Annotated in this window: 27 protein-coding genes; 18 read left to right on the plus strand and 9 right to left on the minus strand. The window is 55.6% G+C overall.

Features of this window, described 5'->3' with window-relative positions:
• Positions 1–10: 10 nt before the first annotated feature.
• Positions 11–316, minus strand: coding sequence for a PTS sugar transporter subunit IIB (locus LH86_RS14330; RefSeq protein ID WP_008460736.1), 306 nt, complete (start codon positions 314–316; stop codon positions 11–13).
• 250 nt (positions 317–566) lie between these two features.
• On the opposite strand from LH86_RS14330, the gene LH86_RS22135 reads away from it, so the two are divergent.
• From LH86_RS22135 to LH86_RS14340, 3 genes are all read left to right on the plus strand, one after another.
• Positions 567–1376, plus strand: coding sequence for a MurR/RpiR family transcriptional regulator (locus LH86_RS22135; RefSeq protein WP_052045586.1), 810 nt, complete (start codon positions 567–569; stop codon positions 1374–1376).
• On the plus strand, positions 1358–1681 hold the full coding sequence (locus LH86_RS22830; protein WP_231562693.1) for a hypothetical protein: 324 nt from the start codon (positions 1358–1360) through the stop codon (positions 1679–1681). The genes LH86_RS22135 and LH86_RS22830 overlap by 19 nt, the downstream gene beginning before the upstream one ends.
• An 88-nt stretch (positions 1682–1769) precedes the next feature.
• A complete protein-coding gene (locus LH86_RS14340) occupies positions 1770–2438 on the plus strand; it encodes a DUF3313 domain-containing protein (RefSeq protein ID WP_039302553.1) in 669 nt (222 codons plus the stop codon).
• A 50-nt stretch (positions 2439–2488) separates the two neighbouring features.
• Here the strand turns inward: LH86_RS14340 and LH86_RS14345 are convergent, their stop codons facing one another.
• On the minus strand, positions 2489–3388 hold the full coding sequence (locus LH86_RS14345; protein ID WP_039302556.1) for a DMT family transporter: 900 nt from the start codon (positions 3386–3388) through the stop codon (positions 2489–2491).
• Positions 3389–3560: 172 nt separating this feature from the next.
• On the opposite strand from LH86_RS14345, the gene LH86_RS14350 reads away from it, so the two are divergent.
• The gene (locus LH86_RS14350; protein ID WP_039302559.1) at positions 3561–4433 is read left to right on the plus strand and encodes a helix-turn-helix domain-containing protein; all 873 of its coding nucleotides are present in this window, start codon (positions 3561–3563) and stop codon (positions 4431–4433) included.
• Here LH86_RS14350 and LH86_RS14355 read toward each other — a convergent pair.
• On the minus strand, positions 4413–5579 hold the full coding sequence (locus tag LH86_RS14355; RefSeq protein WP_039302562.1) for a benzoate/H(+) symporter BenE family transporter: 1167 nt from the start codon (positions 5577–5579) through the stop codon (positions 4413–4415). The genes LH86_RS14350 and LH86_RS14355 overlap by 21 nt on opposite strands.
• A 94-nt stretch (positions 5580–5673) precedes the next feature.
• Between LH86_RS14355 and LH86_RS14360 the strand changes: the two genes are divergently transcribed.
• From LH86_RS14360 to LH86_RS14410, 11 genes are all read left to right on the plus strand, one after another.
• Positions 5674–6213 carry a helix-turn-helix domain-containing protein gene (locus tag LH86_RS14360; protein ID WP_039302565.1) on the plus strand — a complete coding sequence of 180 codons (540 nt, stop codon included), beginning with the start codon at positions 5674–5676 and terminating at the stop codon, positions 6211–6213.
• Positions 6214–6284: 71 nt separating this feature from the next.
• On the plus strand, positions 6285–8249 hold the full coding sequence (locus tag LH86_RS14365; RefSeq protein WP_039302568.1) for a peptidase U32 family protein: 1965 nt from the start codon (positions 6285–6287) through the stop codon (positions 8247–8249).
• A 369-nt stretch (positions 8250–8618) separates the two neighbouring features.
• Positions 8619–9758, plus strand: a complete 1140-nt coding sequence (arnB, locus tag LH86_RS14370) for a UDP-4-amino-4-deoxy-L-arabinose aminotransferase (RefSeq protein ID WP_039302571.1) — start codon at positions 8619–8621, stop codon at positions 9756–9758.
• A 1-nt stretch (position 9759) separates the two neighbouring features.
• Positions 9760–10740: an undecaprenyl-phosphate 4-deoxy-4-formamido-L-arabinose transferase gene (gene arnC / locus LH86_RS14375; RefSeq protein WP_039302574.1), complete on the plus strand. Its 981-nt coding sequence runs from the start codon at positions 9760–9762 to the stop codon at positions 10738–10740.
• Complete coding sequence (gene arnA, locus LH86_RS14380) at positions 10740–12722, plus strand: bifunctional UDP-4-amino-4-deoxy-L-arabinose formyltransferase/UDP-glucuronic acid oxidase ArnA (RefSeq protein ID WP_039302577.1); 1983 nt, start codon at positions 10740–10742, stop codon at positions 12720–12722. Before arnC ends, arnA begins: the two co-directional genes overlap by 1 nt.
• The gene (gene arnD / locus LH86_RS14385) at positions 12719–13615 is read left to right on the plus strand and encodes a 4-deoxy-4-formamido-L-arabinose-phosphoundecaprenol deformylase (RefSeq protein ID WP_039302580.1); all 897 of its coding nucleotides are present in this window, start codon (positions 12719–12721) and stop codon (positions 13613–13615) included. Before arnA ends, arnD begins: the two co-directional genes overlap by 4 nt.
• A gap of 4 nt (positions 13616–13619) precedes the next feature.
• Positions 13620–15281 carry a lipid IV(A) 4-amino-4-deoxy-L-arabinosyltransferase gene (arnT, locus tag LH86_RS14390; RefSeq protein ID WP_039302584.1) on the plus strand — a complete coding sequence of 554 codons (1662 nt, stop codon included), beginning with the start codon at positions 13620–13622 and terminating at the stop codon, positions 15279–15281.
• Positions 15278–15601 (plus strand): 4-amino-4-deoxy-L-arabinose-phosphoundecaprenol flippase subunit ArnE, encoded by a 324-nt coding sequence (gene arnE, locus LH86_RS14395; protein ID WP_039302587.1) that lies wholly within the window; start codon positions 15278–15280, stop codon positions 15599–15601. Before arnT ends, arnE begins: the two co-directional genes overlap by 4 nt.
• Positions 15601–15996, plus strand: coding sequence for a 4-amino-4-deoxy-L-arabinose-phosphoundecaprenol flippase subunit ArnF (arnF, locus tag LH86_RS14400; protein WP_039302590.1), 396 nt, complete (start codon positions 15601–15603; stop codon positions 15994–15996). Before arnE ends, arnF begins: the two co-directional genes overlap by 1 nt.
• Positions 15997–16051: 55 nt before the next feature.
• Positions 16052–16639 (plus strand): flavin reductase family protein, encoded by a 588-nt coding sequence (locus tag LH86_RS14405; RefSeq protein WP_039302593.1) that lies wholly within the window; start codon positions 16052–16054, stop codon positions 16637–16639.
• Positions 16636–16878, plus strand: coding sequence for a DUF2164 domain-containing protein (locus tag LH86_RS14410; protein WP_039302597.1), 243 nt, complete (start codon positions 16636–16638; stop codon positions 16876–16878). Before LH86_RS14405 ends, LH86_RS14410 begins: the two co-directional genes overlap by 4 nt.
• A 27-nt stretch (positions 16879–16905) precedes the next feature.
• Here LH86_RS14410 and LH86_RS14415 read toward each other — a convergent pair whose 3' ends face one another.
• Both LH86_RS14415 and LH86_RS14420 read right to left on the minus strand, forming a co-directional pair.
• Complete coding sequence (locus LH86_RS14415; protein ID WP_052045588.1) at positions 16906–17445, minus strand: shikimate kinase; 540 nt, start codon at positions 17443–17445, stop codon at positions 16906–16908.
• A gap of 10 nt (positions 17446–17455) precedes the next feature.
• Positions 17456–18376: a LysR substrate-binding domain-containing protein gene (locus LH86_RS14420; protein ID WP_039302600.1), complete on the minus strand. Its 921-nt coding sequence runs from the start codon at positions 18374–18376 to the stop codon at positions 17456–17458.
• Positions 18377–18492: 116 nt separating this feature from the next.
• Here LH86_RS14420 and LH86_RS14425 point away from each other — a divergent pair, with 116 nt between their 5' ends.
• Complete coding sequence (locus tag LH86_RS14425; RefSeq protein ID WP_039302603.1) at positions 18493–18921, plus strand: hypothetical protein; 429 nt, start codon at positions 18493–18495, stop codon at positions 18919–18921.
• A 31-nt stretch (positions 18922–18952) separates the two neighbouring features.
• Here the strand turns inward: LH86_RS14425 and LH86_RS14430 are convergent, their stop codons facing one another.
• The 3 genes from LH86_RS14430 to LH86_RS14440 form a co-directional block, all read right to left on the minus strand.
• Positions 18953–19768 (minus strand): MetQ/NlpA family ABC transporter substrate-binding protein, encoded by an 816-nt coding sequence (locus LH86_RS14430; protein WP_039302606.1) that lies wholly within the window; start codon positions 19766–19768, stop codon positions 18953–18955.
• Between the two features lie 95 nt (positions 19769–19863).
• A complete protein-coding gene (locus tag LH86_RS14435) occupies positions 19864–20532 on the minus strand; it encodes a methionine ABC transporter permease (RefSeq protein ID WP_039302609.1) in 669 nt (222 codons plus the stop codon).
• Positions 20525–21547 carry a methionine ABC transporter ATP-binding protein gene (locus tag LH86_RS14440; protein ID WP_039302612.1) on the minus strand — a complete coding sequence of 341 codons (1023 nt, stop codon included), beginning with the start codon at positions 21545–21547 and terminating at the stop codon, positions 20525–20527. Before LH86_RS14440 ends, LH86_RS14435 begins: the two co-directional genes overlap by 8 nt.
• 502 nt (positions 21548–22049) lie before the next feature.
• Here LH86_RS14440 and LH86_RS14445 point away from each other — a divergent pair.
• Both LH86_RS14445 and btsR read left to right on the plus strand, forming a co-directional pair.
• Positions 22050–23738, plus strand: a complete 1689-nt coding sequence (locus LH86_RS14445) for a sensor histidine kinase (protein WP_039302615.1) — start codon at positions 22050–22052, stop codon at positions 23736–23738.
• Positions 23732–24451 carry a two-component system response regulator BtsR gene (gene btsR / locus LH86_RS14450; RefSeq protein WP_039302617.1) on the plus strand — a complete coding sequence of 240 codons (720 nt, stop codon included), beginning with the start codon at positions 23732–23734 and terminating at the stop codon, positions 24449–24451. The genes LH86_RS14445 and btsR overlap by 7 nt, the downstream gene beginning before the upstream one ends.
• A gap of 10 nt (positions 24452–24461) precedes the next feature.
• On the opposite strand, the gene yjiA is transcribed toward btsR, so the two are convergent.
• On the minus strand, positions 24462–25427 hold the full coding sequence (gene yjiA / locus LH86_RS14455) for a GTPase (RefSeq protein WP_039302620.1): 966 nt from the start codon (positions 25425–25427) through the stop codon (positions 24462–24464).
• Between the last annotated feature and the right edge of the window lie 4 nt (positions 25428–25431).

Raw genomic sequence — 25431 nt, forward strand, 5'->3', positions numbered from 1 at the left:
CTCCCGGTTGTCAGGCCATCAGAGTGATGGCTTTATCCAGTACGCGGTCGCCGCGCATGGTGCCGTAATCCATCATGTCGATCACCGCGACCGGTTTGCCGAGAGGAGCTGAAAGCTCGGAAAGGCGTGCCAGTTCGAACTGCACCTGAGGGCCGAGCAGCACCACGTCGGCGCTCTGGAGGTGGCTTTCAATTTCGGCGACAGAGACGGCGTCAATTTGAATGTCCAGGGCGCGTTTCGTGGCCTCGGCGCGCATTTTCTGCACCAGCATGCTGGTGGACATCCCTGCGGCACAACACAACATGATCTTTTTCATTACCTTTATCCTTCAAATTGAAAACGTGTTTCAAACAACAGCGCGTTTATTCAGCATGTATGAAAATTATTTTCATGACCGTGATCTGCGTTGGATTATTGGTTTCCCGAATGTTAAAGGAATAACAAGGCTTTTACCGAGGAGGGGGAGAGCAACGGCAAAGCGTCGCGGCAAAGTTAATTGAAAAATAATTTCAAAGCATTATGATGATTTATCCGCCTGCGACGCAGACACAAGGAACCTTTCAGCGATGGATATTGTTTACCACCTGGTCCATGGGTTAGCCGACTCTTCTCCACAAGAAACGCGGCTGGCCCGCTTTTTTCTGGAGAATTTCTTCCAGTTACCGGATGCCACCATGGAGCAGCTGGCGGCGCGTGCGGGTGTCAGTCAGGCTACGCTCCAGCAGTTCGCTCGCACTATTGGCTGCAGCGATATGAATGATTTCCTCGGCCAGGTTCGCCACCAGCAGCACGACAGCCGGGTACAGGATTTGCTGGCCGCCCCGTCTCAAATGTTAGGGGATGCCACCTGGGTGGACAACGACACGCTGCAGTTTCTGGCCAACCGGGGCGGCGTGGCTAAAGACGTGCTGGAGCGCTTTTCCCATTCCATCGGGCGGGATGCTGAGGGCGACATTATCAGCCGCATCCGCCAGCGTCTGGCGGAGTTCAGCCAGCAGGAAGCGAGAGTCGCGCAGGCCATCCTGCACGATCCCGGCTTTGCGTCGTCGGCAACAATCGACCAGCTTGCCCAGGCGGCGGGCGTCAGTCCGGCCACCATCACGCGCTTTGCCAGAGCCGCAGGCTGCGACGATATTCGTGATTTACGCATGAAGCTGGCGCAGGCCAGCACCGCCATGCCGGGTAGCGGGCTGCCTGCTTCCTGGCAACAGCGGCTAAGCAACATTCAGCAGGCGCTAACTCAGCAGCTGGAAACGATCCCGAGGATAATGTTTTACGCGCCGTTTCGCTGCTGGAACGAGCGAAAGCGATTCATATTTTCAGCGCGGGTGGGGCAGACACGCCTTTTGCCAGCCTTTTGCAGTACCGACTGCTGACGCAGGGCCAGCCCGCCAGCGTTTGTTATGACCCGGCGCTAATGAGCTTCACCGCCTCAATGCTGAATCGCGAGCAGGCGATGATCGTCTTTGCCAGTTCGACGCCGGACAGCGCCTTGTTAGCGGCGGTGCAGCAGGCCCGGCGGCAGGGCGCAGCTATCGTCATGGTGACGAAAGATCCCGCCAGCGCAGCCCATGCCGGAGATGTCTGGCTGCCTCCAGGGGAAGGGCATTATGGCGCGTTATTGATTGTTGACCTGCTTTGCGATGGCCTTGCCGCCCCCGACGATGAGCGCAGGATCTGAGTTTTGACATCAAGGCGGCTTAATCCCCACACAATGTATCGTTTTTTGCTATACCTGAATGGCTTATACCCACAAACAGGATCAAACGATGCGTAGCAAAACGTATTTTAAAGTGGCTTGTCTGGCAGGTTTATTAGCGCTGGCGGGGTGTGCTTCAAAAACCACCGCGCCGGAAAAATACTCTGGGTTTTTAAAAGATTATTCCGGTCTGCAGGAGACAAAATCGGCAACCGGTAAAACAGTCATGCGTTGGGTTGACCCGAACTTCAAACCCGGCAACTACGACAGCCTGGTCTACAATCCGGTGGTCTACTATCCGACGCCAAGGCCCACGACCCAAATAGGCCAGAACACGCTGGATGGCCTGCTGGCGTACACCAACACCAAGCTAAAAGCCGCGGCGGCACAGCGGAAACCGTTGGTCACGACGCCAGGCCCGCACAGCCTTATTTTCCGGGGCGCGATAACCGGCGTAGACAGCACCAAAGAAGGGCTGCAGTTCTATGAAGTGATCCCGATCGCGATGGTCGTTGCGGGCACGCAAATGGCCACCGGCCACCGCACCATGAATACCGATCTCTATTTCGAAGGTGAACTGATTGATGCGGCGACCAATAAGCCCGTTCTGCGCGTGGTGCGTAAGGGCGAGGGGAAAACGCTGAGCAACGAAAATGCCAAAGTCACCGTCGATACGCTGAAACAGGTCGTGGATGATTTGGCCACCGATGCCACGATGTTTGACGTGCCGAATAAATAACGCTTTTTTGCAAACAAAAACCGCAGCCCTGAACAAGCTGCGGTTTTTTATTACGCCAGTTTTCTCCGCCAGGGCAGCCACTGTTCTGGCTTAGCGAACATTACCAGGTTGCCCAGCAGGATCATCACCAGCCCCAGCACGGCGTTAGCGTGCCAGACATACCCTTCGTAGAGTGTAGACAGCGTCAGCGCCACCAGCGGGAACAGCAGCGTACTGTAGGCGGCCTGGCTCGCCCCGATGCGACCTACCAGCGTGAAATAGGCACCAAAGGCTATCACCGAACCAAAAATAGCCAGGTAAAGCAGGGAGCCGATGTAGCGCACGGTGAAATCTGGCATAAACGACTCGCCGCTCGCCAGCGCCACTACGCCCATAATCGCGGAGCCATAAAACATCGCATAGGTGTTGGTGGACAGCGTTTCCAGGCCCCGGCTTTGATGGCGGGCGCTGATCATATTCCCCAGCGAGAAACCAAAGGTGCCGAGCGCGCTAAGGCCGATGCCGATCAGCAGCGAGGGTGCCATTTGTGTGGCTGCAAGGTCGTGCCAGAACAGCGCCACGATGCCGGCAATGCCCAGCGCGGCGGCGGGTAATACGCGGGGAGACGGCTTCTTGCGGAAGAACAGAAAATTGTTGAAGGCGTTGAACAGTACCGCCATCGAGAAGATCACCGACTCCAGGCCGGAGCTGATATAGGCCGCCGCGTGGTAGAAGCAGAAGAAGTTGAAGCCAAATACACAGGCACCCTGCAGGACGCAAAACAGGTGGTCTTTCAGCCCGATGCGTTTCAGGCGACCCAGCGCAAGCAGCACAACAAGCATCACCACGGCCGCCACGGCAAAGCGCCAGAAAATAGACACGGGGACGGAAACGACTCCCTGTTGCATATAAATGGCTATCCAGGTTGTTCCCCAAATCACCACCACCAGAATATAAAGTACAGCGTTCATTGTTGTTCTCGTCAGTCAAAACCAGATGACAAGTCTCCATTTTTTCCGACTCTGCGACTTTCATATGGGCAGGCAACTTGCATATTCTTGCGGTTTTTTTTCACGGCGGCAGTGGCGACGACGGCGCGCAGTCCTTACACTAGCCATTATGTTCCAGAAGCCGACTCCCGCTATGACCGCGCCATACCACGCCTTTGAAAACCTGCAGCAGCACAAAGCCCGCCTGAACGGCAGCGTTCAGCTTGGTTCAGGGATTCAGCTTGCCGCCTGGTCCAACGGAAATGACTGCATTACCCAACGCTGCGATCACCACACGCTGAGCCTGTACGTGACTGAAGGGTATGAAACGTACCAAAAGACGGCTTCGGGCTGGCGCAACGGCGGCGGCCCGGATCGCTTCTGTATCATGCCGGAAGACAGCGAATCAACCTGGGACGTACGGGATGACTTCTCGTTTGTGCATCTGTACTGCACCGACGAGCATCTGAAAGACATTGCCGCGCAGATTTGGGACCGCAGCCCGGCGGCCATTAATCTTGATGAAAAAACCTTTGCTGACGACCCGCGCATAACCCAGCTTTATCGCCACTTCCTGCTGAGCAGCGACTGGCAGCAGCGAGCGAATCACCTGACGTTAAGCACGGCTTCTACGCTGCTGTTGACGCATCTGGTGCAGCATTACAGCAGCGTACAGTGGAAACTGCCGACGGTGCGCGGCGGGCTGGCCCCTGTGGTACTGCGCAATGCACAGGCGTATATCGAACAGAACCTGAGCGAGGCGCTGACCCTTGGCGAGCTTGCCCGGCTGGCGGATCTCAGCGAATACCACTTTGCACGTATGTTTAAACAGTCCACCGGCCTGGCGCCTCATCAGTACGTTATGCAGTGCAGAATGGCGAAGGCGGAAACCCTGGTGCGCCAGGGGACACTGCCGCTGACGGAGATCGCGATGGCCTGCGGGTTTAGCTCGCCCAGCCACTTCAGTACCCGCTTTAAAAGCGCCTTTGGCGCAACGCCCTCGCAGCTACGCGCGCTTCAGCCTTGAAAACGCGGTGTAGCAAATCCCCCCGGCGATCACGCCCCAAAATGCAGAGCTGACGCCCAGCAGATTGACACCTGAGGCGGTAACCAGAAACGTTACGATGGCGGCGTCCCTGTCGCGCTCGTGGTTCAGCGCCTGGTGCAAGCTTCCGGCAATGGTGCCCAGCAGAGCCAGCCCGGCAAGGGTATGGATCCAGGCGAGCGGCAGGGCCGTCAGCAGCGTTGAGATCGCTCCGCCAAATACTCCGGCCAATAAGTAAAATCCCCCTGCAGCCGCGGCGGCAAGCCAGCGTTTGTCTTTGTCGGGATGGGCTTCCGCGCTCTGGCAAATGGCGGCGGTAATGGCGGCGATGCAAACCGAAAATACCCCGAACGGCGCCAGCAGCAGGGCAATCAGCGCCGTCACGACGATCAGCCGTGAAACCGGGACTTTGTAGCCGGAAGCCGCCAGCGTGGCGACGCCAGGGGCATTTTGTGAGGCCATCGTCACCAGGAAGAAGGGCACGCCGATGCCCAGCAGGCTGGCGAGACTAAATGAGGGGGCTATGAATTCAGGCACAGCGACAGCAACCGGGACGCTCCCGGCGTGAAGCTCGCCACTGATAAAGCAAATCAGCAGGCCAGCCAGCATGGCGACAACCACGGCATAGCGCGGAGCAAACACTTTTGCCAGCAGCCAGCCGGCCAGCATACTGATGCACAGTAAAAAGTGACCCTGTAACGATGTAAACGTATCGAGGCCAAACCGCAGCAAAACCCCGGCCAGCATGGCGGCGGAGAGTGTCGGGGGGATCAGCCGCATCAGCCTGGCGAACAGGCCGGTAAGGCCGCAAATCAGAATCAGCAGCGAAGCGAAAATAAAAATGCCCACCGCCTCGCTCAGGCTGTATCCCGGCAGGCTGGTGGCCAGCAGCGCTGCGCCCGGCGTGGACCAGGCCGTCAGGATCGGCTCGCGATACCACAGCGTTAACCCCAGCGTACTGATGCCCATGGCGAGGCCCAGCATTGTTAACCAGCCAGCGATTTGGTGCGGGTTAGCGCCTGCGGCATCTGCCGCCTGCCAGATAATCGCGGCGGAACTGGCGTAACCGACCAGGACGGCAACGAACCCGGCCAGAACAGTGGGAAACGGCGGAAGAGAAAGGCGCATGGTTGGCTCGCTGTGCGTTATAACGTCCGGGGAATATAGCATCGTGCGTTATAGCGCACAAGGCGCTATACTGCGCCCTCAACGGGAGGAGAGAATGGACATAGCGCAACATCTGGCTAACACCCTGAAAGGCCTGCGTCAGGCCAGAGGCTGGAGCCTGACCTTCGCGGCGAAACAAACCGGCGTATCGAAAGCCATGCTCGGGCAAATCGAACGCAACGAATCCAGCCCGACCGTCGCCACATTGTGGAAGATTGCCACCGGTTTTAACGTGCCGTTTTCTGTGTTCCTCGAAGCCGGTTCCGCGCCCGTGCGCCCGGTTTTTGACCCGCAGCAGCGGGAAATGGTGGTGGTGCCGATTTTTCCTTACGATCCGCACCTGCGTTTTGACCACTTTTCTATTTGCCTCGCCCCCGGGGCGCTCAGCGAGTCATCGGCGCACGACAGCGGCGTGATCGAGCATGTGGTGGTGATAAGCGGCGTGCTGGATATGAATGTTGACGGAGAATGGCGGACGTTGCAGGCCGGAGAAGGCTTGAAATTTCACGGCGATCGCCCCCACGCTTACCGTAATTCAGGTGGCGATGAGACGCATTTTCATTCGCTGATTCACTATCCGGCGACGACGGCATAATCCCTCTGTTTTTGCGCGGGGGAAGTGACTACAATAGCCGCCTTTCGCCCTTACAGAACACGACAAATTTTATGCGCCTGCACGCAAATCAACTTGAATTACTCAGCCCTGCCCGTGATACCGCCATCGCCCGCGAAGCCATCCTCCATGGTGCGGATGCGGTTTACATCGGTGGGCCTGGCTTTGGCGCACGCCACAACGCCGGCAACAGCCTGCAAGACCTGGCCGAACTGGTGCCGTTTGCCCACCGCTACGGGGCGAAGATTTTTGTTACCCTAAACACCATTCTGCATGATGACGAACTGGAGCCAGCTCGCTCGATGATCGTCGACTTGTACGAAGCCGGGGTTGATGCGCTGATTGTGCAGGATATGGGCGTACTGGAAATGGATCTGCCGCCGATTGAGCTGCACGCCAGTACCCAGTGCGACATTCGCAGTGTGGAAAAAGCGAAGTTTCTGTCCGATGCAGGTTTCTCGCAAATCGTGCTGGCGCGCGAGCTGAACCTGCAGCAAATTGCTGCCATTCACCAGAATGTCGACGCGACGATTGAATTCTTTATTCACGGTGCGCTGTGCGTGGCGTATTCCGGGCAGTGTAATATTTCCCACGCCCAGACCGGGCGCAGCGCCAACCGCGGCGACTGCTCGCAGGCCTGCCGCCTGCCGTACACCCTGAAAGACGACCAGGGCCGCGTCGTGGCCTATGAAAAACACCTGCTCTCGATGAAAGACAACGATCAGAGCGCCAACCTGGCGGCGTTGGTCGAGGCGGGCGTGCGTTCCTTCAAAATTGAAGGGCGTTACAAAGACATGAGCTACGTGAAAAACATCACCGCTTACTACCGTCAGCTGCTGGACGAGCTGATGGAAGGGCGCAGCGACCTGACTCGTGCGTCTTCCGGCGTGACCTCGCACTACTTTATCCCGTCGCCGGATAAAACTTTCCACCGCGGCAGCACTGACTACTTCGTGAACGAGCGCAAAATCGACATCGGCGCATTTGACTCACCGAAATTTGTTGGCCTGCCGGTGGGCGAAGTGCTGAAAGTGAGCAAAGATCACCTCGACGTCATTACCACCGACACATTGACTAATGGTGATGGCCTGAACGTGCTGATCAAGCGTGAAATCGTCGGCTTCCGCGCTAATACGGTGGAAAAAACCGGGAAAAATCAGTATCGCGTCTGGCCAAACGAAATGCCGGAAACGCTGAAAAAGGTGCGCCCTAACCACCCGCTGAACCGTAACCTGGATCACAACTGGCAGCAGGCGCTGCTGAAAACCTCCAGCGAGCGCCGCGTGGCGGTGGATATCGAACTGAGCGGCAGCCAGCAGCAGCTGGTGATGAAGGCGACCAGCGAAGAGGGCGTCAGCGTTACTCAAACGCTCGTCGGCCAGTTTGATGTCGCCAATAATCCGCAGAAAGCGTTCGACAGCCTGCGTGACGGCCTGACCAGGCTGGGCCAGACCATGTACTCCGCGCGGAAAGTGAACATCTTGCTGGAAGAAGCTTTATTTGTGCCAAACGCCCAGCTTAACCAGCTGCGCCGTGATGCCATTGAAGCGCTGACCGAAGCGCGGCTGCAAAACTACCAGCGCGGCACCCGTAAAGCGGTGAGCGTGCCACCACCGGTCTACCCGGACAGCCATTTAAGCTTCCTGGCGAACGTGTATAACCATAAAGCGCGTGAGTTTTATCACCGCTATGGCGTGCAACTGATTGACGCTGCCTATGAAGCACATGAAGAGAAGGGCGAAGTGCCGGTGATGATCACCAAGCACTGCCTGCGCTTTGCGTTTAATCTCTGCCCGAAACAGGCGAAAGGCAATATTAAGAGCTGGAAGGCCACCCCGATGCAGCTGGTGCATGGCGATGAAGTGCTGACGCTGAAATTTGACTGCCGCCCGTGCGAAATGCACGTCATCGGCAAGATGAAGAACCATATCCTGAAGATGCCGCTGCCGGGTAGCGTAGTGGCGTCCATCAGCCCGGACGATTTGATGAAAACGCTGCCGGGCAAAGCGAAGCGTTAATTTCCCTGCTTATTATTAAAACCGTCTATATCAGGCGGTTTTTTTTTAATCATTCGTAGGGGATAAATTATTATTTGTCACACCCGGAATTATTCCGCGATTAAACAAATAGGCATTAAGCGTGACAAGCAGGTGACAATTTTTGTCTATCTCAGTCACTTTTTCAGCCAGCAATGCTTAACTTCACGATTTTTCGTTATATCTCACTTTCTTAATACTGTTCTAAGATTTCTTTGTTAAATTCTTTTCATTGATAAGATGTTTAGCTAAACAGGCCGTACTTCCCGAGTGTTGTGCTTTTATTTAATTAGCCTGATTCATTATCCCGTCAGCTTTTGGCGTTTAGCGATTTAATAAGGAATCCACGTAATGAGTGATTTTCTGCCTTTTTCACGCCCGGCGTTAGGTGCGGAAGAAATTGCAGCGGTAACGGAAGTCATGCAATCCGGCTGGATCACCACCGGGCCGAAAAACCAGGCGCTTGAGAAAGCATTTTGTGACTTAACCGGCAATAAACATGCCATTGCGGTAAGCTCAGCCACCGGCGGGATGCACGTTACCCTGATGGCACTTGGGCTGCAGGCGGGTGACGAGGTGATTACCCCCTCACTGACCTGGGTCTCCACGCTCAACATGATTGTGCTGCTGGGTGCCGAACCAGTAATGATCGACGTCGATCGCGATACGCTGATGGTTACGCCAGAAGCCATTGAAGCGGCCATTACCCCACGCACTAAAGCGATCATTCCCGTGCACTACGCGGGGGCGCCTGCCGACATCGACGCTATTCGCGCCATCGGTGAACGTCACGGCATTCCGGTGATTGAAGATGCTGCGCACGCCGCGGGCACCGGGTACAAAGGCAAGCACGTTGGCGGCAAGGGCACGGCAATCTTCTCTTTCCACGCTATTAAGAACATGACCTGCGCCGAAGGCGGCCTGATCGTCACCGACGACGACCAGTTTGCTAACCGCATTCGTAGCCTGAAATTCCACGGCCTGGGCGTAGACGCCTTTGACCGCCAGACCCATGGCCGTGCGCCGCAGGCTGAAGTTATCTCTCCAGGGTTCAAATACAACCTTGCGGATATCAACGCGGCTATCGCGCTGGTGCAGCTTGGCAAACTGGAGCAGATCAACGTCCGTCGTCAGGAAATCGCCGAACGCTACCTCAAAGAGCTGACCGACACGCCATTCCTGCCGCTGGCCACGCCGACCTGGCAGCACCGCCACGCCTGGCACCTGTTTATCATCCGCGTGGATGAAGCCACCTGCGGTATTTCTCGCAGCGGCCTGATGGAGGCGCTGAAAGAGCGCGGCATCGGCACCGGTCTGCACTTCCGCGCGGCGCACACCCAGAAGTATTACCGCGATCGCTACCCGCAGCTTCAACTGCCGAACAGCGACTGGAACAGCGAGCGCATTTGCTCCATTCCGCTGTTCCCAACCATGACCGACGATGACACTTCCCGCGTCATTACCGCATTACGTGAAATAGCAGGACTTTAAGATGACGACCCCGGAAACGATCAAAAAAGTATCCGTTGTGATCCCGGTGTACAACGAACAGGACAGCCTGCCTGAACTGCTTCGCCGTACCACTGAAGCGTGTCAAAAGCTGAACCGTGATTACGAAATTCTCCTCATTGATGATGGCAGCAGCGATGACTCTGCCGCGATGCTGACCCGCGCGGCAGAAGCCCCGGACAGCCACATCGTCGCGGTGCTGCTGAACCGTAACTATGGCCAGCACTCGGCAATTATGGCGGGCTTTAGCCACGTCACCGGCGATCTTATCGTCACTCTGGATGCTGACCTGCAGAACCCGCCGGAAGAGATCCCGCGCCTGGTTGAAAAGGCCGATGAAGGCTATGACGTGGTGGGCACCGTGCGTCAGAATCGCCAGGACAGCTGGTTCCGCAAACGGGCGTCGAAAATGATTAACCACCTGATCCAGCGTACCACCGGTAAAGCGATGGGTGACTATGGCTGTATGCTGCGCGCCTACCGCCGCCACATCATCGACGCGATGCTGCACTGCCACGAACGCAGCACTTTTATCCCGATTCTGGCCAACACCTTTGCCCGTCGCGCTATCGAAATCCCGGTGCACCACGACGAGCGTCAGTTTGGCGACTCGAAGTACAGCTTCATGCGCCTGATCAACCTGATGTATGACCTGATCACCTGCCTGACCACGACGCCGCTGCGTTTGCTCAGCGTCGTTGGCAGCATTATCGCACTCTCCGGCTTCGCGCTGGCGGTACTGCTGGTGGTGTTACGTCTTGCTCTTGGCCCGCAGTGGGCGGCAGACGGGGTGTTTATGCTCTTCGCCGTTCTGTTCACCTTTATTGGCGCCCAGTTCATTGGAATGGGGCTGCTGGGTGAGTACATTGGCCGTATCTATAACGACGTGCGTGCTCGCCCTCGTTACTTTATTCAACGCGTAGTTAGCAGTGAAACCGCTTTATCTTCAGAGGAAAATCAATAATGAAAGCAGTTGTTTTCGCCTATCACGATATGGGCTGTGTGGGTGTTCGTGCCCTGGTTGAAGCAGGCTATGACATTGCAGCAATTTATACTCACCCGGATAACGCCGCTGAGAATAACTTCTTCGGCTCTGTGGCCCGCACGGCGGCAGAATTCGGCATCCCGGTTTTTGCTCCTGAAGATGTGAACCACCCGCTGTGGGTTGACCGCATTAAAGACGCGCAGCCTGAAGTGATTTTCTCCTTCTACTACCGCAACCTGCTGAGCGAAGAGATCCTGGACTGTGCTTCCGTCGGTGCATTTAATCTCCACGGCTCTCTGCTGCCTAAATTCCGTGGCCGCGCGCCGCTGAACTGGGTGCTGGTGAAAGGTGAAACCGAAACCGGCGTTACCCTGCATCGCATGGTGAAACGCGCGGACGCGGGCGACATTGTTGCTCAGGAACGCGTGGCGATTGCCGCAGAAGATACTGCTCTGACTCTGCACCACAAACTGTGCGAAACCGCGAAATCCCTGCTGGCGACAAGCCTGCCGGTGATCAAAACCGGTCACTTCCCGCAGACCGCTCAGGACGAATCTAAAGCGACCTATTTCGGCGGTCGTTCACCAAAGGATGGCGCGATCAGCTGGGAAGGCTCTGCAGCAGAAGCCAACAACCTGGTGCGTGCGGTGACCGAGCCGTGGCCAGGCGCGTTCAGCTACGTGGGCGGCGGCAAATTCATTATCTGGAAAAGCCGTGTGCTGGAAAGCAACAACGGAGCGAAAGCCGGGACAGTGATCTCCGTTAACCCGCTGGTGATTGCCTGTGGCACCGGTGCTCTGGAAGTCGTGACCGGCCAGGCTGAAAACGGCGTGTACATGCAGGGTTCCCAGCTGGCACAGTCTCTGGGCCTGGTCAGCGGCGCGATTCTGAGCAGCAAACCAGTTTCCGCTATCAAACGTCGTACCCGCGTACTGATCCTGGGCGTGAACGGTTTTATCGGTAACCACCTGACCGAACGTCTGCTGCGTGATGACAACTTCGAAATCTTCGGCCTGGACATCGGTTCTGACGCGATTTCTCGCTTCATCGGCAACGAGCGTTTCCACTTTGTGGAAGGTGATATCAGCATTCACTCCGAGTGGATCGAATACCACATTAAGAAGTGTGACGTTGTTCTGCCGCTGGTAGCCATCGCGACGCCAATCGAATACACCCGTAACCCGCTGCGCGTATTCGAACTCGACTTCGAAGAGAACCTGAAGATCATCCGCGACTGCGTGAAATACAAAAAACGCATTATCTTCCCGTCCACCTCCGAAGTGTACGGCATGTGCACCGACAAGTCGTTTGACGAAGATAACTCCCCGTTGATCGTTGGGCCAATCAACAAACAGCGCTGGATTTACTCCGTGTCCAAACAACTGCTTGACCGTGTTATCTGGGCATACGGCGAAAAAGAAGGGCTGCGCTTCACGCTGTTCCGTCCGTTTAACTGGATGGGCCCGCGTCTGGACAACCTGAACGCCGCGCGTATCGGTAGCTCCCGTGCCATTACCCAGCTGATCCTGAACCTGGTAGAAGGTTCCCCGATCAAGCTTATCGACGGCGGCAAGCAGAAGCGCTGCTTCACCGACATCGGCGACGGCATCGAAGCGCTGTTCCGCATTATTGAAAACAAAAACAATAACTGCGACGGCCAGATCATCAACATCGGTAACCCGGACAACGAAGCGAGCATCAAACAGCTGGCAGAAATGCTGCTGGAAAGCTTCGAACGTCATCCGCTGCGTAGCCAGTTCCCACCGTTTGCCGGTTTCCGCGAAGTGGAAAGCAGCGCGTACTACGGCAAAGGCTATCAGGACGTTGAGCACCGTAAGCCAAGCATCCGCAACGCCCAGCGCCTGCTGGACTGGACGCCTGAAGTGCACATGGAGAAAACCATCGATGAAACGCTGGACTTCTTCCTGAAAACCGTTGAGCTGACGGACCCTGCTTCATGAGAAAAGTCGGCCTGCGTATTGATGTCGACACCTGGCGAGGCACCCGTGAAGGGGTGCCAAACCTTCTGGAGACGCTAAGTTTACACTCGACTCAGGCAACCTTTTTCTTCAGCGTTGGGCCAGACAACATGGGACGCCACTTGTGGCGCCTGATCAAGCCTAAATTCCTGTGGAAGATGCTGCGCTCTAACGCAGCATCGCTGTATGGCTGGGACATTCTGCTGGCGGGTACCGCGTGGCCCGGGCGCGTGATTGGCGCAGGCAACGCAGAGGTTATCGCTGCCGCGGCGGACCACCATGAGGTGGGCCTCCATGCCTGGGATCACCATGCCTGGCAGGCCTGGGCGGGCGTATGGGAACAGGACAAACTCGAACAGCAGATTCGCCTTGGGCTGAATGCGCTGCAGAAAATTGTCGGGCAGCCTGTAAACTGCTCGGCCGTGGCGGGCTGGCGTGCAGACCAGCGAGTAGTGAAAGCGAAAGCAGCGTTCCCGTTCCAGTACAACAGCGATTGCCGTGGTACCACGCCGTTTATCCCTGTTTTGTCTAACGGTAGCGAGGCTGCAGTACAAATTCCCGTGACGCTGCCAACGTGGGACGAAGTGATTGGTACCGAAGTCAGTAAAGAGAACTTTAACCGTTTTATCCTGGATAAAATTCACCAGGACAGCGGCACACCGGTTTACACCATCCATGCTGAAGTCGAAGGGATGGTGATGCGAGATTCCTTTAGTGAATTGCTGGCGATGGCTGCCGCCGAGGGGGTTCAGTTCTGCCCGCTCAGCGAGCTTCTGCCGGACGATTTATCCACGCTGCCGAGAGGCAAAATTGTGCGCGGGACAATTCCAGGCCGCGAAGGCTGGCTGGGTTGCCAACAACTTATAGAGTCGTGAACCGATGAAATCTGCAAAATATGGAATGACCCTTCTGGTCTGTTTTGCCTTGCTTTACCTTGTACCTCTGGAGTTTCGTCACCTGTGGCAGCCGGATGAGACGCGCTATGCGGAAATCAGCCGCGAAATGCTGCTGTCTGGCAACTGGATCGTTCCTCATTTCCTTGATCTGCGCTATTTCGAAAAGCCGGTAGCGGGGTACTGGATCAACAACATCAGCCAGTTCATCTTCGGTCATAACAATTTTGCCGTGCGTTTTGGTTCCGTGTTTTCGGTGACCCTGAGCGCGCTGCTGACCTACTGGCTGGCGTTCCGCCTGTGGCGCGATAAAACGGTCGCGGTGCTGGCTGGGGTTATTTTCCTCACCTGCCTGCTGGTCTACGGCATCGGCACGTATTCCGTGCTCGACCCGATGATCACCCTGTGGCTGACGGCGGCGATGTGCAGTTTCTGGCTGGCCAGTACCGCACAAACCACCGGCGGCAAGATTGGCGGTTACGTGCTGTTGGGCCTGGCCTGCGGCATGGGCGTGATGACCAAAGGGTTCCTGGCGCTGGCGGTGCCGGTCATTGGCGTCCTGCCGTGGGTGATTGCACAGAAACGCTGGAAAGAAGTATTGCTGTTTGGGCCGCTGGCGGTGCTGAGCGCCGTGTTAATCACGCTGCCGTGGGCGATTGCGATCGCCAAAGCCGAGCCTGACTTCTGGCACTACTTCTTCTGGGTGGAGCACATTCAGCGCTTCGCGGAGAAAGACGCGCAGCATAAAGCCCCGTTCTGGTACTACATTCCATTCCTGATTGCTGGCTCTCTGCCATGGCTTGCTCTGCTGCCGGGCGCGCTGAAAAGCGGCTGGAAAAACCGGGGTGAGCAGGGCGGTGCGTTCTATCTGCTGGGCTGGATTGTAATGCCGTTCCTGTTCTTTAGCATCGCCAAAGGCAAACTGCCGACCTACATTCTGCCGTGCTTTGCACCGCTGGCGATCCTGATGGCGCGCCACGCTGTTGAGCTGGCGAAAAGCGGCTCCGCTATTTTACGCGTCAACGGCTGGATTAACCTGCTGTTTGGAGCGGCCTGCGTGATCACGGTGGCCTTTTTCCTGGCGCCGTGGGGGCTGGCAAGACATCCGGTGTATGCCGCCAATGAAACGCTGAAAGTGGTGCTGGCGTGCGTGGCCTTTGCCGTCTGGGGGCTGTTCGGTCTTTTGACCCTGAGCCAGACTGCGAAACGCTGGTACTGGGCGGCGCTGTGCCCGCTGGGTCTGGCGCTGCTGGTGGGCGTGGTGATTCCATCGAAAGTGGAAAATTCCAAGCAGCCGCAGGCGTTCATTCATGAAATGCGTCCGCAGCTGGAAGACAGTCGCTACATCTTCACCAACAACGTCGGCGTTGCCGCCGGGGTGGCGTGGGAGCTGAAGCGGAGCGATATCAATCTGTATAATCAGGCGGGCGAACTGCGCTACGGCCTTGATTATCCTGATGTGTCTAACCGCTTTGTTTACAGCGCGGACTTCGAATCCTGGCTGGCAGAACACCGCAAGCAGGGCAAAGTGTCGCTGATGCTGCTGGTGTCGAATAACACCGATCTCAATGACCTGAAGCTGCCGGAGCCGGATCACCGGGCCAACAGCGGGCGCTTCGTACTGTTTGAGTACGACGCGCAGCCATGAATATTGCGCTGATTATTCTGGCCAGTTTGCTTAGCTGCGGCGGGCAGCTGTGCCAGAAGCAGGCGGCTCAGGGGGCGGGGCGCCGCCACCTGATGCTGTGGCTTGGGCTGAGCGTTCTGTTATTAGGACTTGGGATGCTCGTCTGGCTGCTGGTGCTCCAGCACGTCGAGGTGAGTATCGCTTACCCCATGCTAAGCCTGAACTTTATCTTTATCACCCTTGCCGCGCGCTGGATCTGGAAAGAAAGAGTTTCAGCGCACCACTGGCTGGGCGTGATGCTGATCATTCTGGGGATTATCGCGCTGGGAGGGCACGCCTGATGGGTTATATCTGGGCGTTAATGAGCGTGCTGCTGGTCAGCGGGGCGCAGCTCAGCATGAAATGGGCGATGATTCAGTTTCCTCCCGCTGCGGTGAGCCTTGAATTTATTGAGGCGGTATTGTTTGGCGGTTACGGGCTGCTGGCGCTGATTGGCGGGCTGGCGGCTTACGCGTTTTCCATGGGCTGCTGGTACATGGCTCTGAAGCGCATCCCGTTGAGTAAAGCTTATCCGCTTCTAAGTCTGAGCTATGTGCTGGTGTGGTTTGCTGCCATTAATCTGCCGTGGCTCAACGAAGAATACAGTCCCGACAAACTTCTCGGCGTGGCGGCGATTTTCGTCGGCCTGGTGCTGATTTGCCTGCCTCATCAGCTACGTCACAAAAAGGAAAAGTAATGCGCTAGTTGTTCAGGCAAACTGACGGCAACCTGATGAAAACCGGATGCGAAGTATGAACCCACATATCATTGAAGTGCCGTTAGAAAAGTCTTACCGCCTGATCAACCACGGCCCAACCGTGTTGGTGTCTGCCCACCACAATGGTGTGGATGACGTGATGACCGCCGCCTGGGCCTGTGCGCTGGATTTTACCCCTTCCAAGCTGATGGTGGTGCTGGATAAAATGACCGCCACCCGCACGCTTATCGAAAACAGCGGCACCTTTGTGATTCAGGTGCCCTGCGCCGCCCAGCTCAAAATGACCCATTTTCTGGGTACCCACAGCCTGAAAGAGATGCCCGACAAGCTCGAACAATCCGGCGTGGAGCTGTTCCGCGCCCCTGGCCACAGCGTACCGCTGGTCGCAGGCTGTACGGCCTGGATGGTTTGTAAGCTTATCCCCGAACCGCATAACCATCAGGCCCACGACCTGTTTATCGGTGAAATTATCGCTGCCTGGGCCGACGATCGCGTGTTCCAGAATGGCCACTGGTCGTTTGAATCCTCCCCACCGGAATACCGCAGCCTGCACTACATTGCCGGCGGCCAGTTCTACGCCATCGGCGAATCGCTGGTGGTACCGGGAGTGGAGGCGTCATGAAGAAGATTGAATTACCCGCCGAAGACTACCGTAAGCTGAGCGACTTTATCACCGACTGGCTGGACGACAAGCACGACCTGCAAATTGGGCAGTTTGAAGCCGAGTTTTTCCTGGATGAGCTGGTGAAAAAAATGGCACCCGCGCTCTACAACAAAGGGCTGGACGATGCGCTGGCGGTAGCCCAAAGCAACATGCTGACGCTGGAAGAGCTGCTGGATCTGGAAAAAATCGTCGATTAGTTTGCCTGGGGCAAGCGGGAGCTTACCTTAGTGCTTCCGCTCTGCCAGCCGTTGGGCAATAAGACTGGCGATAGTATCCGGTTCAGCGGTCGAAAAAATCTGAATATCGCCCTGAGCCATGTAAGGCGCAAAACGCTGGCTGAATTTCTTGATTTCCCCTTCGCTTTGCAGGCCAAATCCCCGTTTTAGCTGCCGTGCAACAATGATGTTCAGCGCCTCTTGATAGTCGCATGAGGGCATCAGCAGTACCGAAGTACCTGTCTGCTGCACTCGTTTTTTATTTGCCGCCACAATATCTGCCCGTATGTCGGTCGCCAGAAACCCCGAAGAAAGAATAAAGACTGTGCTGGTGTAGGTTTCTTTGAGCAGCGTGTCCAGCAGCTTTGCATTCTCTTCAAGATAGCTTTCATACCCCTGCGAGGAGATAAAGGTGCGGATGTTCATGTGGCGAAGGCAAAACTCATCATCAAGATCTTTCGCGCCGTAGCCGAGTTTCAGGGCAAGTCTGGTACCCACCGTGCTTTTACCGGCTCCGCCGGGACCAATAAGAAAGATAAAATCAGGCATTTTTTCTCGTTTATTCTTCACTATCCAGGTCGCTATTTTGCCGCTGTGCCAGAATAAAATCGCTGATAAAGTCGACGAAAACACGGTTCTTCGACGAAAGCTGTTTCCCTGAAGTCCAGATCATCTGGAATTGCCCCGGCGCCTTCAAATACTCACCCAGCAGCGGGTGCACAACACCGCTCGCCAATTGGGGTTCAATCATAAAATCAGGCACGGCCCCAATACCCAGGCCATTAATAATCGCGCTGCGTACCATCTCCATATTGTTTGAACTGAACACGGTGCGGGTACGAACGTCCGCCAGTTCAGATAAGTCACGCAGCGGCCAGGCCTGCAGCTTGCCGGTGTTCACATAGCGGAAACGAATTCCGCAATGCCCCTCCAGTTCCCGGGGCGATTGTGGCACGCCATGCCGGGAAAGATAGGCCGGAGAAGCGCAGAGAATAAGCTGCAAAGAGGGCAGCGCGCGACGCATCAAGCGAGAGTCCGGAAGTTCACCGGTTCGGATAGCAATATCCACGTCCTCGTCAATCAAGTTCACCAGCCTGTCGCTGAAATCCAGATCGAGATCGATGTCCGGGTAGCGGCGAACGAAAGCGATAATGGCTGCTTCAAAAAGGATGTGGGCGGCGGCGGGCAGGCTGACTCGCAGACGGCCTCGGGGCGTTTCACTGGCATGGGAGAGCAGGGCATCCGCTTCATCCAAATCCTGCAGAATACGCCGGCAGCGTTCAAAGTAAACCCTGCCTTCGGATGTCATCTGCAGGCTGCGGGTGGTGCGGTGAAAAAGCCTCACCCCAAGCTGTTCTTCAAGTCTCGTAATCCCTTTTCCCACCGCCGAAGCGGAAAGCCCCAGAGCTTGTCCGGCGCGGACAAAACTGCCCAACTCAGCGGTGCGAACAAAATAGGTCAGGCTGGACAGGCGATCCATAGTCATACCTCTATTCGAGCGTTTTGGTCCGTAATGTTCGGACGTTTTATCATTTTTGTCGCCGAATAACACCCGCTACTCTGCACGCTATCCAATGATATTTTCAGGAGAGTTCTATGTTATTTAATGACACCGCATCCCCCATGCTTGATGTACAGGGGCCGCCACCCTGGCTGGCAATACTTGCTGATGAGGCGAGCCTGCAAGGCGTGGTGCTGAAAGCGCCGGTTCAGGGTAAAGCGGCGATTCTGGAGATCCTGAAAGCGGCCATTCCGCTGTATGACTTCCAGCGCTTTACTTACCGGGATTATGTCAACGAACGGTTCTTTATGGAGTCTTACTGCGCAAGCGTGGACGGCGTGGCCGTGGAGTGCGCAGTGTGGGTGCATATTAATGAGCAAGGGCAGGCTGATTCGCTGATGATTCATCACCATCCGCTGCCTGCGGCGCTCTATTTTTCCCAGCGGATGTGGCTGCAGGTTGAGGACAAGTATCGCGAACTTTACCTCAGCCCGGAGGAGTACACGGCGCTAACCCACAGGTAAGAAGAGGGGCGCATTGCGCCCCTTTTTTGTATTACTGGTTAACCGGCACCACCGCACCGTGATATTTCTCGTTGATCCAGTCCTGAATCTGCTTAGAGTGCAGGACTTTCACCAGCTCGACGATGTCATGTTTTTTCACGTCGGCTCTGTGCACGGTAATGATATTGGCATACGGGTTACCTTCGGTACTTTCGACGGCAATCGGATCTTTAATTGGGTTCAGGCCCGCATCCAGCGCGTAGTTGGCGTTGATCACCACCGCATCGCCTTCGTTGTTGGCATACATCTGCGGCAGCAGGGCGGCTTCAATATCCGCTTTGAACTGCAGATTTTTCGGGTTGCTGGCAATGTCGCTGATGCGCGCGTTAACCGGCTTCACGCCAGGTTTCAGGGTGATTACGCCTTCGCGCTGGAAGATGGCCAGAATACGGCCTTCTTCGGCCACCGAGTCACGCAGAATGATTTTGCCGTTCTGCGGCAGATCCTTCAGGCTTTTGTACTTCTTCGAATAAATGCCGATAGGCTCCACGTGGATAGCCCCGGCGCTGACGAAATCGTAGTTTTTATCGCCTTTATGATCCTGCAGCACCGAATCCAGATAGGGCTGATGCTGGAAGTAGTTGGCGTCAATCTCATGCTCGGCCAGCGCCGTATTCGGCAGGATATAGTCCTGGAAGGTTTTGATCTCAAGATCGATGCCTTCTTTCGCCAGAATCGGCTTAGCCTGCTCGAGGATTTCCGCGTGCGGGACGTTGGAAGCGCCCACAATCAGTTTTTCAGCGGCGTTGGCGTGAAGACTTAACGCGGTTAAAGAAGCCAGAGCTAACATCATAAACTGTTTTTTCATTATTTCGTCCAGTCGTGATTAGTGATTAAAAGTGCATTGCCGTGGAATTCCAGGCGGCAGAGTGCGTCTCTGTCGCCTGAAAGATGTAGAAACCGTTAGCGTTTATCGAGCAGGCTGGTGATGCGGTCGCCGATAAACTGAATAATGAAAACGATGGCCAGGATAGTGGCTGTAGCCACCAGGGTGACGTCGTTATGGTTACGCTGGAACCCTTCCAGATAGGCGAGGTTGCCTAAGCCACCTGCGCCGATAACCCCGGCCATGGCGCTGTAGCTCACCAGCGCAATCAAAGTGACGGTCATCCCGGAGACCAGCGCCGGAGAGGATTCAGGCAGCAGCACGCGGAAAATCAGCGTGTGGGTTTTGGCCCCCATTGAACGCGTGGCTTCGATAACGCCTTTGTCGACTTCGCGCAGCGCAATTTCCACCAGGCGAGCGTAGAAGGGGGCGGCCCCGACTATCAGCGCCGGCAGCGCGGCGTTGGTGCCGAGAATGGTGCCAATCAGCGTTTTCGTGAATGGGATCAGCAGCACGATCAGAATAATGAACGGGATCGAGCGGAAGACGTTGACCAGCACGGTCACCACCGAGTAAACCAGCCGATTCTGCAGCAGCTGGCCACGAGAAGTGAGAAACAGCAGCACGCCGAGTGCAATGCCAAACACTAACGTTGCCACGCCGGACCAGGCCGTCATGTAGAGCGTTTCGCCCGTGGCGGCCCACAGTTTGTCGAGTTTTAAATGCGGGAAGTATTGCTCAAGCATGTCGAATAACCTCAGTCTCTACCCGCTTTTGATTCAGGTATTGCACAATATTTTCTAGCTGGCTGGCGTCATCCATATGGACATACAGTTCGCCAAACGCGCCGTCTACCGTCTGGGTGATGTTGCCATGCAGGATATTCAGCGCGACGTTGAAATGCTGAATGACATCGGCAATCACCGGCTGTCGGGCTTCTCCACCGGGGAAAATAAGCTTCAGAATGCTGCCGCTGATGCCCTGAACCCAGAGCGGATTGAACGGTTCGCTGGGCGTATTTTGCCCCGCAATCTGACGCACAAAAGTTTGCGTGATGGGCTGCTTCGGGTGGGTGAAAATATCCAGCACCGGGCCTTCTTCAACGATTCTGCCGTTTTCCATCACCGCCACGCGCTGGCAAATTTTGCGCACTACATGCATTTCATGGGTGATGAGCACGATGGTTAAGTTGAGCTGGCGGTTAATGTCGAGCAGCAGATCCAGAATCGCGTCAGTCGTTTGTGGATCCAGCGCCGAAGTAGCTTCGTCGCACAGTAAAACATCCGGGTTATTTGCCAGCGCGCGGGCAATGCCGACACGCTGCTTTTGGCCGCCGCTTAGCTGAGCAGGCCAGGCGTTTTCGCGCCCCTCCAGCCCCACAAGCTTAATCAGTTCGTTAACGCGTTGCTGAATCTGGCTTTTATTGACACCGGCAATTTGCAGGGGAAAGGCAATATTCCCGGCAACGGTCCGGGACCACAGCAGATTAAAGTGCTGAAAGACCATGCTGACTTTTAGACGAGCCTGACGGAGCTGTTCACCTCTGGCCTGGGCAATATCCTGCCCGGCGACAACGATTGATCCTGACGACGGTTTTTCCAGCCCATTTAATAATCTTATTAATGTGCTTTTACCCGCACCGCTGTAGCCAATAATGCCGTAAATCTGGCCTTTATTGACGTTGATATTAATATTGTCTACGGCGGTAATGGCGCCATGTTTGCTGGCAAATATTTTTGATACGCCCGAAAGAACGATCATTATCCTGGTCCTTAACTGCTGAAAATGTTCGCAACGTAACAGTATGATATGCTGATGGTTAGCGCGTACATGAGGTGTTATGGCGTTGAGCCATTATTATTTGGCTGATACTACCTGCTAATGCCGTTGGTCAGAAGAATATAAAAATATGACTTATAGCCATAAGAAATATAAATAAGTGATGACGCCTTTCTACTCGGAATTAATACTCTTTAGCAAAAATATGGCATTGCTTATCTTTAAATTGGTTAATTGTGTTTGAATAATGATCAACGAAGGGTACGAATGATAAATAATGGGCGGGCTATTAATCGATTTTATTAACGATATGTAATTGGTTGAAAATTGTTCTGTTTGGTTTTTTTAGTTTTATATCGGTACGCTTTGGTGCCGCTCTTGCTGTTATTTTTCATCCCAAATTTAACAAATCTGAGCTATACCCCGGAAATTATATTGTCCTCGCTGTATCTTTCCCGCCGTTGAGAACGGAGAGTGTCTGCAGATGTACGAGTTCAATTTAGTCCTGCTGCTATTGCAGCAGATGTGCGTATTCCTGGTCATTGCCTGGCTGATGAGTAAAACCCGGCTGTTTATCCCCCTGATGCAGGTCACCGTGCGGCTACCCCACAAGCTGCTCTGTTACATCACTTTCTCGGTTTTCTGCATCATGGGCACCTACTTTGGCCTGCACATTGAAGGCTCCATTGCCAACACGCGTGCCATCGGCGCGGTAATGGGGGGCTTGCTCGGTGGGCCGGTGGTCGGCGGGCTGGTTGGGCTTACCGGCGGGCTGCATCGTTATTCCCTCGGCGGAATGACGGCGCTGAGCTGCATGATCTCTACTATCGCCGAAGGGCTGATCGGCGGGTTGATCCACAGTTTTTTAATCAAGCGCGGCAGAACAGATAAGCTGTTTAACCCGCTGGTGGCCGGAGGGGTAACCTTTGTGGCCGAGCTGGTGCAGATGATGATCATTTTGCTGATAGCGAGGCCGTTTGAAGACGCGCTTCACCTGGTAGAAAGCATCGCCGCGCCGATGATGGTCACCAACACGCTGGGGGCGGCGATGTTTATGCGCATCCTGCTGGATAAACGCGCGATGTTTGAAAAGTACACCTCGGCGTTCTCCGCCACCGCGCTAAAAGTCGCCGCCTTGACTGAGGGTATTCTCCGGCAAGGTTTCAACGAGCAAAACAGCCTGAAGGTGGCGAAAGTGCTGCATCAGGAGCTGGACATCAGCGCCGTGGCGATCACCGATCGGGAAAAGCTGCTGGCGTTTATCGGCACCGGGGCCGACCACCACCTGGCGGGCAAGCCTATTTCGTCGGGTTACACCTGGCAGGCCATCGAAAATAACGAAGTGGTTTACGCCGATGGTAATGAGGTGCCTTACCGCTGCTCGCTGCACCCAAACTGCAAGCTGGGGTCGACGCTGGTTATCCCGCTGCGGGGCGAAAATCAGCGGGTGATCGGCACCATAAAACTCTACGAGGCGCGTAACCGGTTATTTAGCTCAATCAACCGTACGCTCGGCGAAGGGATTGCGCAGCTGCTTTCGGCGCAAATATTAGCGGGCAAATACGAGCAACAAAAAGTGCTGCTGGCCCAGTCCGAGATCAAGCTGCTGCATGCGCAGGTGAACCCGCACTTCTTATTTAATGCGCTGAACACGCTGAAAGCGGTTATTCGCCACGACGGTGACAAAGCCGGGCAGCTGGTGCAGTACCTTTCGACGTTTTTCCGCAAAAATCTGAAGCGTCCGTCTGAAATCGTCACGCTTTCCGATGAAATTGAGCACGTGAATGCCTATCTGCAAATTGAGCTGGCGCGTTTCCAGACACAGCTGGCGGTGAACTGGCAGGTGCCAGACGAGCTGGCTAATCAGCGTTTACCGGCCTTTACGCTGCAGCCGATTGTTGAAAACGCGATTAAACATGGCACCTCCCAGCAGCTAGGCTGCGGCATGATTACCATTCGTGCCCGTACCGAGGGAAAAGACGTGCTGGTGGATGTTGAGGATAATGCCGGGTTGTATCGGCCAAAAGAGAACGATAACGGGCTGGGAATGAATCTGGTGGACAAGCGGCTACGGGCAAAGTTTGGGGAGGATTATGGCCTGGCCGTAAGCTGCGATCCCGACCGTTTGACCTGCATCACCGTGCGCCTGCCCGCCGAGGAGTTGGTATGTTAAGAGTGTTGATTGTGGATGATGAACCGCTGGCGCGTGAGAACCTGCGCGTCCTGCTTGAGAACGACGGCGAGATTGAGATAGTCGGGGAGTGCTCCAACGCGATAGAGGCGATCAGCGCCGTGAACAAGCTGCGCCCGGACGTGCTGTTTCTCGATATCCAGATGCCGCGCATTAGCGGGCTGGAAATGGTGGGCATGCTCGATGAGCGCCACCGGCCGCGTATTGTGTTTCTCACCGCTTATGATGAATACGCGGTGCAGGCTTTTGAAGAGTGCGCTTTTGACTATCTGCTCAAACCGATAGAGGCGCAGCGGCTGCAAAAAACGCTGGCGCGCCTGCATCAGGAAAACGAAGCGCAGGATATTTCCCGCCTGCCGGACAGCCAGCAGCCGCTAAAATTTATCCCGTGCAGCGGCCACAGCCGCATCTGGCTGCTGCAAATGGAAGAGGTGGCCTACGTCAGCAGCCGGCTGAGCGGGGTGTATGTCACCAGCCGGGACGGCAAAGAAGGGTTTACCGAATTAACGCTGCGCACGCTGGAAAGCCGCACGCCGCTGCTGCGCTGCCACCGGCAATATCTGGTCAATATGAATTATTTGCAGGAGATCCGCCTGGAGGATAACAGCCAGGCGGAACTGCTGCTGCGAGATGGCCGCACCGTGCCGGTGAGCCGCCGCTATTTGAAGTCACTGAAAGAGGCAGTCGGGCTGTAATGCTGCGGTGTTATGCGGTTTGTTTTAATCCTGCAAAGGCGTCGCGGATCTCGGCCTCAGGGAGCGAGACGCCGATAAACACCATCGTGCTCTCCGGCGTTTCATCAGGCTGCCATTCGCGATCCCAGTCGGCGCTGTATAGGCGCTGCACGCCCTGGAACAGCAGGCGGCAGGGCTGGTCTTCAATCCACAGCATCCCTTTGTAGCGGAGCAGGTTGTTGGCGAAGCCGGAAAGCAGGTTCTCCATCACGGAAGACACGGCGGACAGCGCCACGGGGTAGTCCAGCGTCACCACAATGGATGAGACTTCATTTTGCTGCGGGGCAATGCGGTGGAAGCGAGGTTTTGTCGCCACGACGTTTTCTTCCAGCATAAAGCCGCGGGTGTTAAACAGCAGCGCAAGATCGATATTGCCATGCAGGATAGGGTAAACCGGCGCGCGCGCGTTGATGCGCTGCAGGCGTTCAAGCAATGCAGCAGATTCACCGGCCACATCGGTTTTGGTCAGTAAAATACGATCGGCATAACCGATTTGTGACTGGGCGAGTGGGAATTGATCCAGCTGGGAGTCAGCATGTACCGCGTCAACCAGGGTGATTACGCCGTCCAGCAGGTAGCGCTCGCAAATGATCTCATGGGCGAAAAAGGCCTGCAGGATAGGGCCCGGGTCGGCCATGCCCGTGCATTCGACGATGAGCCTGTCGAAGTGAATTTCACCTTTGTCCCGGCTCTCAAGCAGATCCAGAAGCGCATCTTCCAGCTCGCTTGAGCGCGTGCAGCAGATGCAGCCGTTGCTCAGGGTTGTGATGCGGGTGGCGCGGTCACCAATCAGCTGGCTGTCGATAGGCGTTTCGCCAAATTCATTTTCAATCACGGCGATTTTCTCGTCCTGCTGGGTATGCAGGATATGGCGTAACAGGGTGGTTTTCCCTGCGCCCAAAAAGCCGGTTAATACGGTTACTGCAATCGGTGTCATCGCG

It is taken from the genome of Cedecea neteri (assembly GCF_000758325.1).
Classification (GTDB): Bacteria; Pseudomonadota; Gammaproteobacteria; order Enterobacterales; family Enterobacteriaceae; genus Cedecea; species Cedecea neteri_B.

Bases quoted from the DNA above. Each gene is read 5' to 3' on its own strand.
- LH86_RS14330 (WP_008460736.1), bottom strand. From the start codon at position 316: ATGAAAAAGATCATGTTGTGTTGTGCCGCAGGGATGTCCACCAGCATG.
- LH86_RS22135 (WP_052045586.1), top strand. From the start codon at position 567: ATGGATATTGTTTACCACCTGGTCCATGGGTTAGCCGACTCTTCTCCA.
- LH86_RS14340 (WP_039302553.1), top strand. From the start codon at position 1,770: ATGCGTAGCAAAACGTATTTTAAAGTGGCTTGTCTGGCAGGTTTATTA.
- LH86_RS14345 (WP_039302556.1), bottom strand. From the start codon at position 3,388: ATGAACGCTGTACTTTATATTCTGGTGGTGGTGATTTGGGGAACAACC.
- LH86_RS14350 (WP_039302559.1), top strand. From the start codon at position 3,561: ATGACCGCGCCATACCACGCCTTTGAAAACCTGCAGCAGCACAAAGCC.
- LH86_RS14355 (WP_039302562.1), bottom strand. From the start codon at position 5,579: ATGCGCCTTTCTCTTCCGCCGTTTCCCACTGTTCTGGCCGGGTTCGTT.
- LH86_RS14360 (WP_039302565.1), top strand. From the start codon at position 5,674: ATGGACATAGCGCAACATCTGGCTAACACCCTGAAAGGCCTGCGTCAG.
- LH86_RS14365 (WP_039302568.1), top strand. From the start codon at position 6,285: ATGCGCCTGCACGCAAATCAACTTGAATTACTCAGCCCTGCCCGTGAT.
- arnB (WP_039302571.1), top strand. From the start codon at position 8,619: ATGAGTGATTTTCTGCCTTTTTCACGCCCGGCGTTAGGTGCGGAAGAA.
- arnC (WP_039302574.1), top strand. From the start codon at position 9,760: ATGACGACCCCGGAAACGATCAAAAAAGTATCCGTTGTGATCCCGGTG.
- arnA (WP_039302577.1), top strand. From the start codon at position 10,740: ATGAAAGCAGTTGTTTTCGCCTATCACGATATGGGCTGTGTGGGTGTT.
- arnD (WP_039302580.1), top strand. From the start codon at position 12,719: ATGAGAAAAGTCGGCCTGCGTATTGATGTCGACACCTGGCGAGGCACC.
- arnT (WP_039302584.1), top strand. From the start codon at position 13,620: ATGAAATCTGCAAAATATGGAATGACCCTTCTGGTCTGTTTTGCCTTG.
- arnE (WP_039302587.1), top strand. From the start codon at position 15,278: ATGAATATTGCGCTGATTATTCTGGCCAGTTTGCTTAGCTGCGGCGGG.
- arnF (WP_039302590.1), top strand. From the start codon at position 15,601: ATGGGTTATATCTGGGCGTTAATGAGCGTGCTGCTGGTCAGCGGGGCG.
- LH86_RS14405 (WP_039302593.1), top strand. From the start codon at position 16,052: ATGAACCCACATATCATTGAAGTGCCGTTAGAAAAGTCTTACCGCCTG.
- LH86_RS14410 (WP_039302597.1), top strand. From the start codon at position 16,636: ATGAAGAAGATTGAATTACCCGCCGAAGACTACCGTAAGCTGAGCGAC.
- LH86_RS14415 (WP_052045588.1), bottom strand. From the start codon at position 17,445: ATGCCTGATTTTATCTTTCTTATTGGTCCCGGCGGAGCCGGTAAAAGC.
- LH86_RS14420 (WP_039302600.1), bottom strand. From the start codon at position 18,376: ATGGATCGCCTGTCCAGCCTGACCTATTTTGTTCGCACCGCTGAGTTG.
- LH86_RS14425 (WP_039302603.1), top strand. From the start codon at position 18,493: ATGTTATTTAATGACACCGCATCCCCCATGCTTGATGTACAGGGGCCG.
- LH86_RS14430 (WP_039302606.1), bottom strand. From the start codon at position 19,768: ATGAAAAAACAGTTTATGATGTTAGCTCTGGCTTCTTTAACCGCGTTA.
- LH86_RS14435 (WP_039302609.1), bottom strand. From the start codon at position 20,532: ATGCTTGAGCAATACTTCCCGCATTTAAAACTCGACAAACTGTGGGCC.
- LH86_RS14440 (WP_039302612.1), bottom strand. From the start codon at position 21,547: ATGATCGTTCTTTCGGGCGTATCAAAAATATTTGCCAGCAAACATGGC.
- LH86_RS14445 (WP_039302615.1), top strand. From the start codon at position 22,050: ATGTACGAGTTCAATTTAGTCCTGCTGCTATTGCAGCAGATGTGCGTA.
- btsR (WP_039302617.1), top strand. From the start codon at position 23,732: ATGTTAAGAGTGTTGATTGTGGATGATGAACCGCTGGCGCGTGAGAAC.
- yjiA (WP_039302620.1), bottom strand. From the start codon at position 25,427: ATGACACCGATTGCAGTAACCGTATTAACCGGCTTTTTGGGCGCAGGG.